Origin of the sequence: Cellulomonas aerilata (assembly GCF_007991755.1) — a bacterium.
GTDB lineage: Bacteria > Actinomycetota > Actinomycetes > Actinomycetales > Cellulomonadaceae > Pengzhenrongella > Pengzhenrongella aerilata.
The window spans coordinates 26999-41925 of sequence record NZ_BJYY01000015.1 but is presented as its reverse complement, the minus strand read 5'-3'; the positions used below and the strand labels follow the sequence as shown (position 1 = coordinate 41925).

Below are 14927 nucleotides of genomic sequence, written 5' to 3'. Positions count from 1 at the left end.
CCGCCGTCGGGGGCCGGCCCCTGCTCGCCCCGCGACGCCGCCGATTTTCCCCGCGCCGGGGCGCGCGGCACCATGAGCGCCATGAGCGATGCCGCCGCCACCCAGCCCCCCGCCGCCGAGCCCGAGTACCGCGTCGAGCACGACACGATGGGCGAGGTCCGCGTACCCGCCCACGCGCTGTACCGCGCGCAGACCCAGCGGGCGGTGGAGAACTTCCCCATCTCGGGCACTCGCCTGGAGCGCAGCCACATCGAGGCGCTCGCGCGGATCAAGAAGGCGGCGGCCCAGGCCAACGCCGAGCTCGGCGTGCTGGACCGGGAGGTCGCGGACTCCATCGCCGCCGCGGCGGACGAGGTGGCCGCCGGCGCGCACGACGAGCACTTCCCGATCGACATCTTCCAGACCGGGTCGGGCACGTCGTCGAACATGAACACCAACGAGGTGCTCGCGACCCTCGCGACCCAGCGGCTGGGCCGCCCCGTCCACCCGAACGACCACGTCAACGCCTCGCAGTCCTCCAACGACGTGTTCCCCACGTCGGTGCACCTGGCTGCGACCTCGGGCGTCGTGCACGAGCTCGTCCCCGCGCTGGAGCACCTCGCGCAGGCGCTGGAGGCGAAGGCCACGCAGTTCGCCGACGTCGTGAAGTCCGGTCGGACGCACCTCATGGACGCGACGCCGGTCACCCTGGGTCAGGAGTTCGGCGGGTACGCGGCGGCGGTCCGCTACGGCGTGGAGCGGCTGCAGGCGGCCCTGCCCCGAGCGGCCGAGGTCCCGCTGGGCGGGACGGCGGTCGGCACCGGCATCAACACCCCGGCCGGCTTCCCGCAGCGGGTGATCGCCCTGCTGGTGGAGGACACCGGCCTGCCCCTGACCGAGGCCCGCGACCACTTCGAGGCGCAGAGCAACCGCGACGGGCTCGTCGAGCTGTCCGGGGCCCTGCGGACCATCGCCGTCAGCCTGACCAAGATCTGCAACGACCTGCGCTGGATGGGCTCGGGACCCAACACGGGCCTCGGCGAGATCACCATCCCCGACCTGCAGCCGGGCTCGTCCATCATGCCGGGCAAGGTCAACCCGGTGATCCCGGAGGCGGTCCTCATGGTCGCCGCCCGGGTCATCGGCAACGACGCGACCGTCGCCTGGGCCGGAGCCAGCGGCGCGTTCGAGCTCAACGTGCAGATCCCCGTCATCGCGCTCGGGGTGCTGGAGTCGGTGCGGCTGCTCGCCAACGCCTCGACCGTGCTGGCCGACAAGACGGTCGCCGGCATCGAGGCGAACGTGGAGCGGGCGCGGGCGCTGGCGGAGTCGTCGCCGTCGATCGTCACGCCGCTCAACCGGGTCATCGGCTACGAGGCCGCGGCCACGGTGGCCAAGCACGCCGTCAAGCACGGCGTCACGGTGCGCGAGGCGGTCGTGGCACTCGGGTTCGTCGAGCGCGGCGAGGTGAGCGAGGCCCAGCTGGACAGCGCCCTCGACGTCATGGCGATGACCCGCCCGCCCCAGGCGTGACACGGGCCTGACGGACGACGGGGCCCGCTCCGGGCCGGTCCGGAGCGGGCCCTCGTCGTCGTGCAGGGGTCGTGCGGTCAGGAGCGGGCCAGCGTGAACTCCTCCACCCCGGCCCCGAGCCGGGCGGCCACGCTGCCGAGGTCGGCGACGGCGCGGCGCACGTCCTCGACACCGGCGGACGTCTGCTGCGCGGCCTCGGCGACGAAGGTGACCGTCCCGGCGATGTCGGTCGTGCTGGTGGCGGCTGTGACCAGGTTGCGCTCGATCTCCCCCGTGGTCGTCGTCTGCTCCTCGACGGCAGCCGCCATCGCGGACTGGTGCTGGTCGACGACGACGATGGACGCCGTGATCCGCTCGATGGCGCTGCGGACGTCCCCGGCGTCGCGGGACACCGCGGTCAGCACCGGACCGATGGTCTCGATCGCGTGCGCCGTCTGCTGCGCGAGGTCCTTGACCTCACCGGCGACGACGGCGAACCCGCGCCCGGCCTCGCCGGCCCTCGCCGCCTCGATGGTCGCGTTCAGCGCCAGCAGGTTCGTCTGGCCGGCGATCTGCGTGACCGTGGTGAGGACGGCGGCGATCTCCGACGACGAGCCGCCCAGCCGGGTCGCGGCCTCCGCGGCGTCCGCGGTCATGTCCACCGCGGCGCTCGCCTGGGTGCTCGCAGCGGCGACGCCCTCCGCGATGGAGCTGATCGCCGACCGCATCTGTGTCATCGCGGCGGTCACCGCCCGGACCTCCGAGCTCACCACCGACGCGCTCCGTGCGGCGCTGTCCGCGCGTGTCGTCGCCGCCCCGGCGACCTCACCGAGGGTCCCGCTGGAGCCGTCGAGGTGGCTCGCCGTCGCGCGCACGGAGTCCGCGCTCGCCTGCATGCGCCCGACGGCGTCCCGCATCCCGTCGATCGCCTCGCCGAGCGCGATGCCCATCACGCCGATCTCGTCGGCGCCCTCCGCGTGCACCTGGACCGAGAGGTCCCGGGCAGCCACGCGGCGCAGGGCCTGGGTCAGCCGGCCCACCCGGCCGACGATGCGGCCGGAGACGAGCACGACGAGCGCGCCCGCGGCCAGGGTGACGGCGAGCCCGGCGAGCAGCCCGTTGCGCACCAGCGCGGTGGAGCCCGCTTGGAGCCGGTCCGGGACGACCTGGAGCTCGCTGTCGAAGCCCCACGCGGCGAGCGTCCAGCCCCACGGCGCGAACCGGGTGAGGTGCACCGTCGCCGGACCGCCGGCGACCGTGTCGACCCGCACGACCGCGGTGCCGCCGGGCTCGAGCTGCGCGGCGGCGTCGAGGAGGCGCTGCGCGTACGGGTCCCCGGCAGCGTCCACGTCTTCGAGCGCGGACTCCCCCTCCACCGCGCCGGGCGGCGGGACGACGTGCGTACCGGCGGCGTCGAGCACCGTCATGTAGCCGGTCCCGCCGACCCGGACGTCCGCCAGCGCCGCGCGCAGCGGGACGTCGACCTCGGTCTGCGCGAGCCCGACGAACAGGGCGCCGATGACCTCGCCCCCCACCACGATCGGGGCGTACGCGCTGACGTACGGCTTGCCGACGACCGTCGCGGTGCCGAAGAAGCTCTCGCCGGCGAGGAGCGCCTGGACGACCGGGGTCGGCGTCCCGTCCGGCTGGCTGGCCGGGATGGCGGTGCCGATGGCCCGAGCGCCGGTGTCCGTGGGCACGCTCGTCGCGACCCGGAGCATGTCGCCCTCCGGGCCGGTGCGCTGGAAGAGGGTCGTCGGGGTGCCGAGCAGGGCGGCGATGTCGTCGACGACGGGGGTGGGCGTCGCCATGTCGGCGTTCTGGCCCAGCCACCGGCCCCCGACGGTCACCCGGGGCAGCTCCATCGACGTCTGGGCCTTGGTCACCTGGTTGGTCACGGTCCACGGGACCGCGCCCTCGAGGGCCAGCGGACCGTGCGAGGCGAGCACCTGCTGCGCCACGCGGATGGACGCCTCCATGCGCTCGGTGACGGTGGCGACCTGGGTGGAGACGAGACCCAGCGCCTGGACGGACGTCTGGTCCATGGCGGCGGAGTTCAGGTGGTCGACGTCGGCGCCGGCCTGGCGGGCGAGGGCGCCGGTCTGCACACCGCTGAGCGCCGTCAGCAGGACCGCGGTGAGCACGACGGCGCCCGCTCCCATGGTGACGAGCTGGGCGCGAAGGCTGGTGCGAAGTCCGCGGGGGGCGCGCGGGGACATGGGGTGCTCCAGGTGGACGGTGGTGGCCGGCGGCCACGGTGGACGCCGTCACATCGGCACCGCACGCGTCAGGGCGAGGGGTCGCTGGTGTGTCGCACCTCGCACCACCACCGGTCCGCCACCACAGCCGCGCGTACCCGCGCACCGACCGGCGCACCGCGCACCGCGGAGCGCACCCCGCGCCGCCCGGCGACCAGCACCGCCCGGCGCACCCGTGACGGCCGCCGGGGCCCGGGCGACCCCGGCACCCCGGCGGCCGTCGCTCACACCTCGATGCTCTCCAGCATCTCCGTCACCAGCGCGGCGACGGGTGAGCGCTCGGACCGGGTCAGCGTCACGTGCGCGAACAGCGGGTGCCCCTTGAGCGCCTCGATGACCGCCGCGACGCCGTCGTGCCGGCCGACCCGCAGGTTGTCGCGCTGGGCGACGTCGTGCGTGAGCACCACCCGGGAGCTCTGCCCGATCCGGGACAGGACGGTGAGGAGCACGTTGCGCTCCAGGGACTGCGCCTCGTCGACGATCACGAACGCGTCGTGCAGGGACCGGCCGCGGATGTGCGTCAGCGGCAGGACCTCGAGCAGGTCGCGGTCCATGACCTCCTCGACCACCTCGCGGGAGACGAGCGCGCCCAGGGTGTCGAAGACCGCCTGCGCCCAGGGGTTCATCTTCTCGGCCTCGCCGCCGGGCAGGTAGCCCAGGTCCTGACCGCCGACGGCGTACAGCGGGCGGAACACCATGACCTTGCGGTGCTCGCGGCGCTCCAGGACCGCCTCCAGGCCGGCGCACAGCGCGAGCGCCGACTTGCCGGTGCCGGCGCGTCCGCCGAGCGACACGATCCCGATCTCCGGGTCGAGCAGCAGGTCGATCGCCACGCGCTGCTCGGCGCTGCGCCCGTGCACCCCGAACGCGTCGCGGTCGCCGCGCACCAGCCGGACCCGCTTGTCGGCCGTGACCCGACCGAGCGCCGAGCCCCGGGGCGAGTGCACGACCAGCCCGGTGTGGACGCGCAGCCCGCGCTCCGCGGCGCCGTCCACGTCGACCAGGTCGATCGTCTCGTGCTCCCACAGGTCCGCCATCTGCCGCTCGGTGAGGTCGAGCGTGTCCATCCCCGTCCAGCCGGAGTCGACCGCCATCTGCGCGCGGTACTCCTCGGCCGGCAGCCCGACGGCGGACGCCTTGACCCGCATCGGCAGGTCCTTGGACACCACGGTGACGGTCCGCCCCTCGCGGGCGAGGTTGGCGGCGACGGCGAGGATCCGGGTGTCGTTGTCGCCGAGCGCGAAGCCGGAGGGCAGCACGCCGGTGCCGGTGTGCCCCAGCTCGACGCGCAGGGTGCCGCCGACGTCCCCGACGGGAATGGGCCGGTCCAGCCCGCCGTGCTCCACGCGCAGGTCGTCCAGCATCCGCAGGGCGGAGCGGGCGAAGTACCCGAGCTCGGGGTGGTCGCGCTTGGCCTCCAGCTCGCTGATCACCACCACGGGCAGGACGACGTCGTGCTCCTCGAAGCGGAACAGCGCCTTCGGGTCGGAGAGCAGGACGGAGGTGTCGAGCACGTAGGTGACGCGCGCGCCCGGCGCGTCGGTCGGACCGGCGGCGGGGCCGCTGGCCCCGTCCACCCGTGCGGTCTGCGGGTGGTGTGCCTTCGTGACCACGGCGGGCTCCCTCGGGCGCATGTCAGCGCCGTTCTCGCTGCCTCCCACCGGCGACCGGCCGGCGGGCGGCGACTGGGTGGGGGTCGGTCGACCGGCGCAGGGCCGGTGACCGGCCCTCCTCCCGGAGCGAGTGCTCCATGGGCTGGCCTCCCGGAGGACGACACGTGCCGTCCGTCCCCGCGGACGCTACGCCGGGCCACCGACACGTCCTCCGCGACACGCGCGGCGACCCGCGGTGTTCACCCGCCCGGCACCTCCGGCTCGGCGACGCCCGTCCGAGGGGTGGTCCCCGGTCGCCCGCCGACCGCCCACCTCGGCGCGCCGGCGCCGTCAGCGACCGAGCCGTCGCTCCCGCTCGGCGTACGACCGCAGCGCGCGCAGGAAGTCGACCCGGCGGAAGTCCGGCCAGTACGCCTCGCAGAAGTAGAACTCCGAGTGCGCGCTCTGCCAGAGCAGGAACCCGCCCAGCCGCTGCTCCCCGGACGTGCGGATCACGAGGTCGGGGTCCGGCTGCCCGCGCGTGTAGAGGTTGGCGGTGATGTGGTCGACGTCGAAGGAGTCGGCGAGCTGCTCCAGCGTCGTCCCGCGCTCGACGTGCTCGCGCAGCAGGGACCGGACGGCGTCGACGATCTCGTGCCGTCCGCCGTAGCCGATCGCCACGTTGACGTGCAGGCCGCGCACCGCGGCCGTGCGCTGCTGGGCGCCGCGCAGCTTCTGGGCGGCCTCGGGCGGCAGCAGGTCCAGGTCGCCCATGACCTGGATCCGCCAGCGCCCGGTCGCGGCGAGGTCGCACACGGCGTCGGTGATGATGCGGACGAGCTCGGTCAGCTCGTCGTGCTCGCGCTTGAGGTTGTCGGTGGACAGCATCCACAGCGTGACGACCTCGACCCCGACGTCCTCGGACCACGTCAGCAGCTCGAAGATCTTGTCGGCGCCCCGCTGGTGGCCCGTCGACGCCGGCTCGCCGAACGACGCCGCCCAGCGGCGGTTGCCGTCGAGGATGACCCCGACGTGGCGCGGCACGCTCGAGCGCGGCAACGACGCGGCGAGACGGCGCTCGTAGAGGCCGTACACAGCGCGGGGCAGGCGCACGCGAGTTCCTCCACGGGGCGGACGGGCCGCGGCACGGGCGGCAGGACGGCGGGTCTCCCACGCTACCGGCCACCCGACCGGCCGCCGACCGCAGCGCCCGTCGGCCTCCGCACCCCAACCTACGGTTGAGTAACCTACGGGTGCGTCGGTCGGCACCCGACCGCCACCCCACGACAGCCGCAGCCTCGGACGGCGACCCCCAGACGGCGACCGGAGAAGGATCACCCCCATGAGCTCACCCCTTCCCGACCGGCCGGACGACGGCCTCGGCGCCGAGGTCCGCGAGGGCGTCGCCGAGCTGGCCGCGGCGGTCAAGCCGCTGCTGCGCGGGTGGATCCACCTGGGCATGTTCCCCGTGGCCCTGGTCGCCGGCGTGGTCCTCGTCGCGATCTCCCCGACCACGACGGCGCGGTGGGCGACCGCGGTCTTCGCCGTGACCTCCGTCATGCTGTTCGGGACCAGCGCGGTGTACCACCGCGGCACCTGGTCCCCGCGGGTGGCCGGCGTGCTGCGGCGCCTGGACCACTCGAACATCTTCCTCATCATCGCGGGCACCTACACGCCGCTCGCCCTGCTGCTCCTCGACCCGCCGACCGCCCGCCTGCTGCTGTGGGTGGTGTGGGTCGGCGCCGTCCTGGGCCTGACCGGGCGCGTGCTGTGGCTCGGGGCGCCGCGCTGGCTGTACACGCCGATCTACGTGGCGCTGGGGTGCGTGGCCCTGGGCTTCCTGCCGCAGTTCGCCCGCAGCGGCGGGACCGGCGTCGTCTGGCTCGTGGTCGGCGGCGGCATCGCGTACGTCGCCGGCGCGGTCGTCTACGGGATCAAGCGGCCGAACCCGAGCCCGCGCTGGTTCGGCTTCCACGAGGTGTTCCACGTGCTGACGGTCATCGGCTTCGGGTGCCACTTCGCCGCGGTGGCCTCGGCGGCGCTGCGCTCGGCCTGAGCCGACGGCGGGGACCGCACGCCCGGGCCGGTCCGAGCCCGTTCCGGCGCGTCCCGAGCCCGACCTCTCAGGGCGCGACGGCCGGACGTCCGCCGTCGCGCGGGACGACCGTGTACCGGCGGTTGACCAAGGACGGGTTGCGCTCACGCACCGCGGCGATGTCCGCCGCCGCCACGTCGACGGTCAGCGTGCCGGGCCGCGAGTTCAGGGCGGCGAGCACCGCGCCGTCGGCCGCCACGGCCAGCGAGCCACCGACGACGCCGCGACCCGCCTGCCCCGCCCCGAGGACGACGGCCGTGTTCTCGATCGCCCGTGCCACCGCGAGCGCGCGCCACTGGGCGGCCTTGCCCGCACCCGCGGCCCACGCGGCCGGGACGACCAGGACGTCCGCGCCCGCGTCCACCAGCCGCCGTGCGGACTCGGGGAACCGCAGGTCGTAGCAGGTCATCACACCGAACCGCAGGCCGCCGACGTCCAGGACGAGGGGTGCGGCGGCGGGGTCGCCCGGCTCGAGCCGGTCCGACTCCCGGTGGCCGAACGCGTCGTACAGGTGCACCTTGCGGTAGACGCCGGCGACCTCGCCGCCCGGGGTCACCGCGACGACCGCGTTGACGGCACGATCCGGCTCGGTGCCGGGCAGCGTCGTCCCGGTGAGGACGGCGACGCCCTCGGCGCGCGCAGCAGCGCGGACCGCGCTGACGAACGGCCCGACCAGCGGCTCGGCGTGGTCCGTCCCGACCCCGCGCGGGTCGAACCCCGAGGCGTACTCGGGCAGGACCACGACGGCCGCGCCGTCCCGCGCCCCGGTGCGGACGGCGTCGACGGCGTCCTCGCGCGCCCGCTCGCGGTCCGCGGGGACGGCGAGCTGGGCGAGCGTGACGCGCACCGTGGTCGGTGCGGGCGTGGCGGTCACCGGGACGTCACCGGGTCGTCACGGCCGGTCGGTCCGGTCGGCCTGAGCCCCGCCGGCACCATCCGGGCCGCCGGCGCCGCCCGTGCCACCGGACCCGCTCGTGCCACCGGGACCGCCCGTGCCACCGGGGCCGCCCGCCGGACCGTCCCACGGGTCGCGCCCCGCGGCCTCGGCGGCGTCGACCTGCGCCTGCCGGACGGCGACGCGGCGCAGGTGCCGGGTGAGGGACAGGAACAGCCCGACGCACGCGACCGCGATGAGGAACGGCGGCAGGAATCCGAGCAGGCCGGGCGAGACCTGGAAGTCCTGGAGCTCCTCGACCGGCGCGCCGGGGGTCGGCGACGGCTGCGCGACCGACGCGGTCGTCCCGGCGACGGCCGGCCCGGCCAGCGCCTCGGGCAGCACGAGCACGAGCGCGCTCACCGGCCGTCCTCCGCCGGGGCGGCGTCCACCGATGCGACGGCGCCGGCCGCACCGACCCCGACCGCCACGTCGACGACGTCGTCCTCGGCGACGTCGATGCCGGCGAACAGGTCCGTCTCGGGCAGCTGCGTGGGCACGTGCGAGACCGCGAGCTCGTACTCCTCGGTCGGCCAGGACGCGACCTCCAGGTCGCGCGGGACGGCGAAGAAGAACCCGTGCGGGTCGATCTGCGTGGCGTGCGCGCGCAGGGCGTCGTCGCGCATGCGGAAGTACGCGGAGCACTCGATCGACGTCGTGGTCGGGCGCTCGGGGATCTCCCGCGCCTCGCGGGACTCGATCCAGTCGCCGAACGGCGACTCCTCGCCGCGCGCCAGCATCGCCTCGTGGATCCCGCGCATGCGGACCAGCGAGAACCCGTGGTTGTAGTACAGCTTCAGCGGCTGCCACGGGTCGCCCAGGTCCCGGTACCGCTCGGGGTCGCCGGCGGCGTGGAAGGCCTCGAACGCGACCCGGTGGCACATGATGTGGTCGGGGTGCGGGTACCCGCCGCTCGGGTCGTACGTGGTGATGACGTGCGGGCGGAACCGTCGGACGAGCTCCACGAGCGGCGCGGAGGCCACCTCGAGCGGCTGGGTCGCGAAGGAGCCCTCGGGCAGCGGGGGCAGCGGGTCGCCCTCCGGCAGGCCCGAGTCCACGAAACCGAGCCAGTGCTGGCGCACGCCGAGCGCCTGCGCGGCCGCCGCCATCTCCTGCCGGCGGATCTCGCGCATGACCTCCAGGCCCGGCTCGACCGGCGGGTAGTGCGGGTTGAGCAGGTCGCCGCGCTCCCCGCCCGTGCACGTCACCACCAGCACGTCCGCGCCCTCCGCGGCATACCGCGCCGTCGTGGCCGCGCCCTTGCTCGACTCGTCGTCGGGGTGCGCGTGCACCGCCATGAGTCGACGCCGTCCTGCGCTCACCACTCCTCCTACCCGGCCGCACACTGGCGTCGGCCCGTCGAGGGACAATGGTGGCCCATCCCGCGGCCCGTCCACACCGCAAGGCCCCGGCCCGCACCCGTCCGGTCCTGACCCGGCCGTGGACCGGCTCGACCACCGACCACCCGGTCGGCCGGACCCGCCTCGCCCGCGCGACGGTCCCGACCGGCCCGACCCGCGACGACCGGCTCGACCTGCCCGAGAGGACCCCATGAGCGAGACCGCCACCCCCCGCCCGCCCGCGGGGCGCTACGGCCCGGAGCCCGGGCCGCGACGCCGCCTGGCCGGACGGGTCGCGATCGCGGCGCTGCTCGCGGTGGCGGTCGCGTGGGCCGTGTGGGTGGGTCTGCGTCCCGGGACGCGGTCGATCAGCTGGGACGACGTCGGCTACGTCGTCCACGGCCCGGACCGCGTGGACGTGACCTTCGAGGTCGTCAAGGACCCCGCGGACACCGCACGGTGCACCGTCCAGGCCCTCAGCGCGGCCTACGCCGAGGTCGGGGTCGTGACCGCCACGGTCGGGCCGGCGGACGCCCCCACCGTGCGGCAGACCGTCACGGTCGCCACGCAGGAGCTCGCCGTGACCGGCATCGTCGACCGGTGCGAGATCGTCGAGCCCTGAGGCCGCCGCGCGGCCGGGTGCCGACAGCCGGTTGCTAGACTGGACCGTTCAGGGCAGAACGCCGACCGCGGCCGGGCGTCACCGGCGACGCGACCGCACACGGCGGAGGCACACCCGCCGGGCGAACGCCCGCACCCGCCACGCCGACACGACGAGGAGCGACCATGACCCAGACGACGTCCGTCACCTGGCTGACCCAGGAGGCCCACGACCGCCTCAAGGCCGAGCTCCAGGAGATGTCGGGTCCCCGGCGCACGGAGATCGCGGCCCGCATCGCCGCCGCCCGTGACGAGGGCGACCTCAAGGAGAACGGCGGGTACCACGCGGCCCGCGAGGAGCAGGGCAAGCTCGAGGCGCGCATCCGCGAGCTGACCGAGAAGCTGCGCAACGTGCAGATCGGCACGCCCGCCGACGACGGCGTCGTCGAGCCGGGCATGGTGGTCACCGCCGTGGTGGCCGGCGACGAGATGACGTTCCTGCTCGGCTCGCGCGAGATCGCCGGCGGCACGGACATCGACGTGTACTCCCCCACGTCCCCGCTGGGCGCCGCGATCAGCGGCCACGCCGCGGGGGACGAGGTCACCTACGCCGCGCCGAACGGCCGCGAGATCGCCGTGCAGATCGTCTCCGCCAAGCCCTTCGTGGGCTGACGGCGGGCGAGCCGCTCACCGCACGACCCGGACCACCCGACGGCCCGCTGGAGCCCTCCAGCGGGCCGTCGGCGTCGGCGGCGCGGGCGTCGCGCTCCCCGGCCGAGGCCGGGTGCGGGTGCGGGTCCGGGTGCCGGTGTCAGCCCGGCTCGACGCCGTAGCCGTCGGCCTGCAGGTCCCGCAGGACCTGGGCGCAGTGGTCCGGCCCCTTGGTCTCGAGCTGGACGTCGACCTCCGCCTGGTGCAGCGCCAGGCCGGAGCCGGTCCGGGTGTGCGCGACGTGCATGACGTTCCCCCCGCTCGCGGCCAGCCGGGTCATCAGGCGGGCGAGCGAGCCGGGGGTGTCGTCGACCCGGACCCGCAGGTGCAGGTAGCGCCCCGCGGACGCGAGCCCGTGCCGGACGACCCGCAGCAGCACGAGCGGGTCGATGTTGCCGCCGGACAGGATCGCCACCACCGGGCCCTCGAACGCGCCGGGGTCCGCGAGGACCGCCGCCACCGCGGCCGCACCGGACGGCTCCACCAGCAGCTTCGCGCGCTCGGCGACCAGCAGCAGCGCGCGGGACAGCTCGTTCTCGGTGACGGTGCGGACCTCGGTCCGGTCGGCGTGCAGGACCCCGAACGGGACCGCGCCCGGGGTGCCGACCGCGATCCCGTCCGCCATGGTCGCCAGGCCGTGCGCGGTCACCGGGTGCCCCGCCGCCAGGGACGCGGGGTACGCCGCCGCACCGGCCGCCTGCACCCCCACGACGCGCACGTCGGACCGGGCCGACCGGACCGCCGCCACCACGCCGGCCGCGAGCCCGCCGCCGCCCACCGGCACGAGGATGGTCCGGACGTCCGGCACCTGCTCGAGGATCTCCAGCCCGAGGGTCCCCTGGCCCGCCACGACGTCCGCGTGGTCGAACGGGTGGATGAGCACGGCCCCGGTCCGCTCGGACTCGGCCAGCGCCGCGGCCAGCGCCTCGTCGACGGACGCACCGTGCAGCCGGACCTCGGCGCCGTACTCCCGGGTCGCGGCGATCTTGGGCAGGGCGGCGTCCACCGGCATGTAGACCACCGCGCCGATGCCGAGCAGCCGTGCCGCGAGCGCGACGCCCTGCGCGTGGTTCCCCGCGCTGGCGGCCACCACCCCGCGCGCCCGCTGCTCGTCGGGCAGGCGCGCCATGCGCACGTACGCCCCGCGGATCTTGAACGACCCGGCGCGCTGCAGGTTCTCGCACTTGAGCAGCACCGGGACGCCGGCGATCGCGGTCAGCGCACGGCTGTCCTCCACGGGCGTGACCGTGACGACACCGCGCAGGAGCTCCGCGGCGGCGCGGACGTCCTCGCCGGTGACCGACGGCGGCGGCCCCGGCCGGCGCAGCAGCGAGCGGTCCGGCGGTGCGCTCACACGGTGGCTCGCTCCGGAGCGGTGTCCACGCCCTTCTTCGCCGGGGCGCGCATCTCCAGGTGGTCGTCGGCGCCGAGGTTCGGGAACTTGTCGTGCCCGTGCAGGTAGAGGATCACCGTGTTGAGCACCGCGACGATCGGCACGGCGAACAGCGCGCCGACGATGCCGGCGGCGAAGGAGCCCGCCGCGACCGCGAGGATGACCGCGACCGGGTGCAGGGACACCGCGTGGCCCATGAGCAGCGGCTGCAGGACGTGGCCCTCGATCTGCTGCACGAGCAGGACGATCCCCAGCATGATCAGCGCGTCCACGGGCCCCTGGGCCACCAGCGCCACGAGGATCGCGATCGCCCCGGTCGCCAGGGCGCCGATGATCGGGATGAACGAGCCGATGAACACCAGCGCGGCCAGCGGCAGCGCCAGCGGCACCCCGAGGATCGCCGCACCGATGCCGATGCCCGCCGCGTCGACCAGCGCCACGAGGATCTGGGTGCGGGTGTACCCGCCCAGCGTCACCAGTCCGCGGCGGCCGGCCTGGTGCACCTTCTCGCGCGACCCCTTCGGCAGGAGGCCGACGACCCAGGCCCAGATGTGCCGCCCGTCGTGCAGGAAGAACAGCGTGCAGAACAGCGTGATGAGGGAGCCGGCCACGACGTGGCCGACCGTCGTGGTGACCGACAGCGCCCCGGTGACCAGCGAGCTGGAGTTCGTGCTGACCAGGTCGGTCACCTGCTGGGCGTAGTCGTCCAGCTGGGAGGCGGTGAGGGCGAACGGGCCCTCGGACAGCCAGTCGATCGTCTGCTGGAACCCGGCCAGCGCCTCGTCGCGCAGCTCGCCGAACCCGTTGACGATGGAGTTGCCCGCGAGCGTCACGATCCCGCCGACGACGGCGAGCATGCCCAGCACGGCGACCGCCGACGCCAGGCCGTGCGGGAACCGGGCCTTGCGGTGCAGCCAGGTCACCACGGGGGCCAGCAGCACCGACAGCAGCACCGCGACGGCCACGGCCACCACCAGCACCTTGAAGTACGCCAGCAGCCACCCCAGGCCCGCCAGCCCGGCGGCGATGAGGAGGAACCGCCACGACCAGGAGGCGGCCGCGCGCACGGACGGCGGCACGGGGTCGCTGGGCGTCTCGGGATGGGCGATGGTCGGCACCGCGGTCGCGCCGGCCGGTGCCCTGAACGGCTCGGCCACCGCCGTCCCCGCGGGCGAGGCCGACGCCTGGCGCGTGCCGAGGCGTCCGGAGGTGGTGGTCTCGTCGGTCATCGCAGTGCCTCTTCCAGGTCGGCGATCAGGTCGGCGACGTCCTCGATGCCGACCGAGATCCGCACCAGGTCGTCCGGGACCTCCAGGGCGGTGCCCGCCACGGAGCCGTGCGTCATGCGGTGGGGGTGCTCGATCAGCGACTCGACGCCGCCGAGGGACTCGGCCAGCGTGAACACCCGGGTCCGCGAGCACACCGCCAGGGCGGTCTCGGCGCTGCCCGTGCGGAACGAGATCATCCCGCCGGCGCCGCTCATCTGCTTGCTCGCGATTGCGTGCTGCTCGTGCGACGCCAGGCCCGGGTAGATCACCTGGGTCACCTTGTCGTGACGCTCGAGGAACTCCGCGACCGCGGCGGCGTTGGCGCAGTGCCGGTCCATCCGCACCCCGAGGGTCTTCAGCCCGCGCAGCGTCAGCCACGCGTCGAACGGTCCGGCGATGGCACCGGACGCGTTCTGGTGGAACCCGACGGCATCGGCCAGCGACGTCGTCCCGGTCGGCCCCTGCAGACCGACCGGCAGCTGGGCCCCGTGCGCCACCACGACGGCCCCGCCGACGACGTCGCTGTGCCCACCGATGTACTTGGTGGTCGAGTGCACGACGACGTCCGCGCCGAGCTCGATCGGCCGCTGCAGGTACGGGGTGGCGAAGGTGTTGTCGACCACCAGCACCGCGCCCTGGGCCTGGGCGTGGCCCGCGATGGCTTGGATGTCGGCGATGCCGAGCAGGGGGTTGGTCGGCGTCTCGAGCCACACGACCTTGGTGCGGCCGGGCTGGATGGCGGCGAGGACCTCGTCGGCGTCGGACAGGTTGACCGGGGTGTGCTCGATCCCCCACGGCCCGAAGACGCGCGCGATCAGCCGGTACGTGCCGCCGTAGGCGTCGTCGGGCACCACGACGTGGTCGCCGGGGCGCAGGACCGCGCGCAGCAGGGTGTCCTCGGCGGCCAGGCCCGAGGAGAACGCGAAGCCCTGCGCGCCTCCCTCGACGGCGGCGAGCGCCTCCTCCAGGGCCGTGCGCGTCGGGTTGCCGGAGCGGGAGTACTCGTACCCGCCGCGCAGGCCCCCGACGCCGTCCTGCTTGTACGTGGAGACCTGGTAGATCGGGGTCACGACCGCGCCGGTGGCCGCGTCGGCGTCCTGACCGGCGTGGATCGCCCGGGTCGAGAAGCCGGCCTGCGACCAGTCGCGGTCGGCGGTCATGTCGGGCTGGTTGCGCTGGGGTGCGGTGCTCACAGAGCCAAGGCTAGGCGCCGACGTGCGGGAACACCCGGCAGGGCGCCGCGCG

The 14927-nt window shown here is 75.1% G+C and carries 13 protein-coding genes; 4 read left to right on the top strand and 9 right to left on the bottom strand.

What is annotated here, in order from left to right; translation table 11 throughout:
* Positions 1 to 81: 81 nt before the first annotated feature.
* A complete protein-coding gene (locus CAE01nite_RS12050; protein WP_146904736.1) occupies positions 82 to 1512 on the top strand; it encodes a class II fumarate hydratase in 1431 nt (476 codons plus the stop codon).
* Between the two features lie 77 nt (positions 1513 to 1589).
* Here CAE01nite_RS12050 and CAE01nite_RS12045 read toward each other — a convergent pair whose 3' ends face one another.
* From CAE01nite_RS12045 to CAE01nite_RS12035, 3 genes are all read right to left on the bottom strand, one after another.
* Positions 1590 to 3710 (bottom strand): methyl-accepting chemotaxis protein, encoded by a 2121-nt coding sequence (locus tag CAE01nite_RS12045; protein ID WP_146904733.1) that lies wholly within the window; start codon positions 3708 to 3710, stop codon positions 1590 to 1592.
* Positions 3711 to 3973: 263 nt separating this feature from the next.
* Entirely contained in the window at positions 3974 to 5362 is a 1389-nt protein-coding gene (gene phoH2, locus CAE01nite_RS12040) for an RNA 5'-3' helicase PhoH2 (protein WP_246131174.1), read from the bottom strand.
* Between the two features lie 330 nt (positions 5363 to 5692).
* Positions 5693 to 6454 (bottom strand): isoprenyl transferase, encoded by a 762-nt coding sequence (locus tag CAE01nite_RS12035; RefSeq protein WP_146904727.1) that lies wholly within the window; start codon positions 6452 to 6454, stop codon positions 5693 to 5695.
* Between the two features lie 229 nt (positions 6455 to 6683).
* Between CAE01nite_RS12035 and trhA the strand changes: the two genes are divergently transcribed.
* On the top strand, positions 6684 to 7397 hold the full coding sequence (trhA, locus tag CAE01nite_RS12030) for a PAQR family membrane homeostasis protein TrhA (protein WP_146904724.1): 714 nt from the start codon (positions 6684 to 6686) through the stop codon (positions 7395 to 7397).
* 67 nt (positions 7398 to 7464) lie between these two features.
* On the opposite strand, the gene CAE01nite_RS12025 is transcribed toward trhA, so the two are convergent.
* The 3 genes from CAE01nite_RS12025 to mca are packed head-to-tail and all read right to left on the bottom strand — an operon-like array spanning position 7465 to position 9668.
* The gene (locus tag CAE01nite_RS12025; protein WP_146904721.1) at positions 7465 to 8310 is read right to left on the bottom strand and encodes a nitrilase-related carbon-nitrogen hydrolase; all 846 of its coding nucleotides are present in this window, start codon (positions 8308 to 8310) and stop codon (positions 7465 to 7467) included.
* Positions 8311 to 8328: 18 nt separating this feature from the next.
* Positions 8329 to 8733 carry a hypothetical protein gene (locus tag CAE01nite_RS12020; protein WP_146904718.1) on the bottom strand — a complete coding sequence of 135 codons (405 nt, stop codon included), beginning with the start codon at positions 8731 to 8733 and terminating at the stop codon, positions 8329 to 8331.
* On the bottom strand, positions 8730 to 9668 hold the full coding sequence (mca, locus tag CAE01nite_RS12015) for a mycothiol conjugate amidase Mca (protein ID WP_146905083.1): 939 nt from the start codon (positions 9666 to 9668) through the stop codon (positions 8730 to 8732). Before mca ends, CAE01nite_RS12020 begins: the two co-directional genes overlap by 4 nt.
* 253 nt (positions 9669 to 9921) lie before the next feature.
* Here mca and CAE01nite_RS12010 point away from each other — a divergent pair, with 253 nt between their 5' ends.
* Both CAE01nite_RS12010 and greA read left to right on the top strand, forming a co-directional pair.
* Positions 9922 to 10332 (top strand): DUF4307 domain-containing protein, encoded by a 411-nt coding sequence (locus CAE01nite_RS12010; protein WP_146904714.1) that lies wholly within the window; start codon positions 9922 to 9924, stop codon positions 10330 to 10332.
* A 164-nt stretch (positions 10333 to 10496) separates the two neighbouring features.
* Entirely contained in the window at positions 10497 to 10982 is a 486-nt protein-coding gene (gene greA / locus CAE01nite_RS12005; protein WP_146904711.1) for a transcription elongation factor GreA, read from the top strand.
* Positions 10983 to 11121: 139 nt separating this feature from the next.
* On the opposite strand, the gene ilvA is transcribed toward greA, so the two are convergent.
* From ilvA to CAE01nite_RS11990, 3 genes are read right to left on the bottom strand one after another with little or no spacing between them, the layout of a single operon-like run.
* Positions 11122 to 12348: a threonine ammonia-lyase gene (ilvA, locus tag CAE01nite_RS12000; RefSeq protein WP_146905080.1), complete on the bottom strand. Its 1227-nt coding sequence runs from the start codon at positions 12346 to 12348 to the stop codon at positions 11122 to 11124.
* A 23-nt stretch (positions 12349 to 12371) separates the two neighbouring features.
* Complete coding sequence (locus tag CAE01nite_RS11995) at positions 12372 to 13643, bottom strand: AI-2E family transporter (protein WP_146904709.1); 1272 nt, start codon at positions 13641 to 13643, stop codon at positions 12372 to 12374.
* Positions 13640 to 14842, bottom strand: a complete 1203-nt coding sequence (locus tag CAE01nite_RS11990; protein WP_146905077.1) for a cystathionine gamma-synthase — start codon at positions 14840 to 14842, stop codon at positions 13640 to 13642. The genes CAE01nite_RS11995 and CAE01nite_RS11990 overlap by 4 nt, the downstream gene beginning before the upstream one ends.
* Between the last annotated feature and the right edge of the window lie 85 nt (positions 14843 to 14927).

Bases quoted from the DNA above. Each gene is read 5' to 3' on its own strand.
- CAE01nite_RS11990 (WP_146905077.1), bottom strand. From the start codon at position 14,842: ATGACCGCCGACCGCGACTGGTCGCAGGCCGGCTTCTCGACCCGGGCG.
- mca (WP_146905083.1), bottom strand. From the start codon at position 9,668: ATGGCGGTGCACGCGCACCCCGACGACGAGTCGAGCAAGGGCGCGGCC.
- CAE01nite_RS12050 (WP_146904736.1), top strand. From the start codon at position 82: ATGAGCGATGCCGCCGCCACCCAGCCCCCCGCCGCCGAGCCCGAGTAC.
- greA (WP_146904711.1), top strand. From the start codon at position 10,497: ATGACCCAGACGACGTCCGTCACCTGGCTGACCCAGGAGGCCCACGAC.
- trhA (WP_146904724.1), top strand. From the start codon at position 6,684: ATGAGCTCACCCCTTCCCGACCGGCCGGACGACGGCCTCGGCGCCGAG.
- CAE01nite_RS11995 (WP_146904709.1), bottom strand. From the start codon at position 13,643: ATGACCGACGAGACCACCACCTCCGGACGCCTCGGCACGCGCCAGGCG.
- CAE01nite_RS12010 (WP_146904714.1), top strand. From the start codon at position 9,922: ATGAGCGAGACCGCCACCCCCCGCCCGCCCGCGGGGCGCTACGGCCCG.
- CAE01nite_RS12045 (WP_146904733.1), bottom strand. From the start codon at position 3,710: ATGTCCCCGCGCGCCCCCCGCGGACTTCGCACCAGCCTTCGCGCCCAG.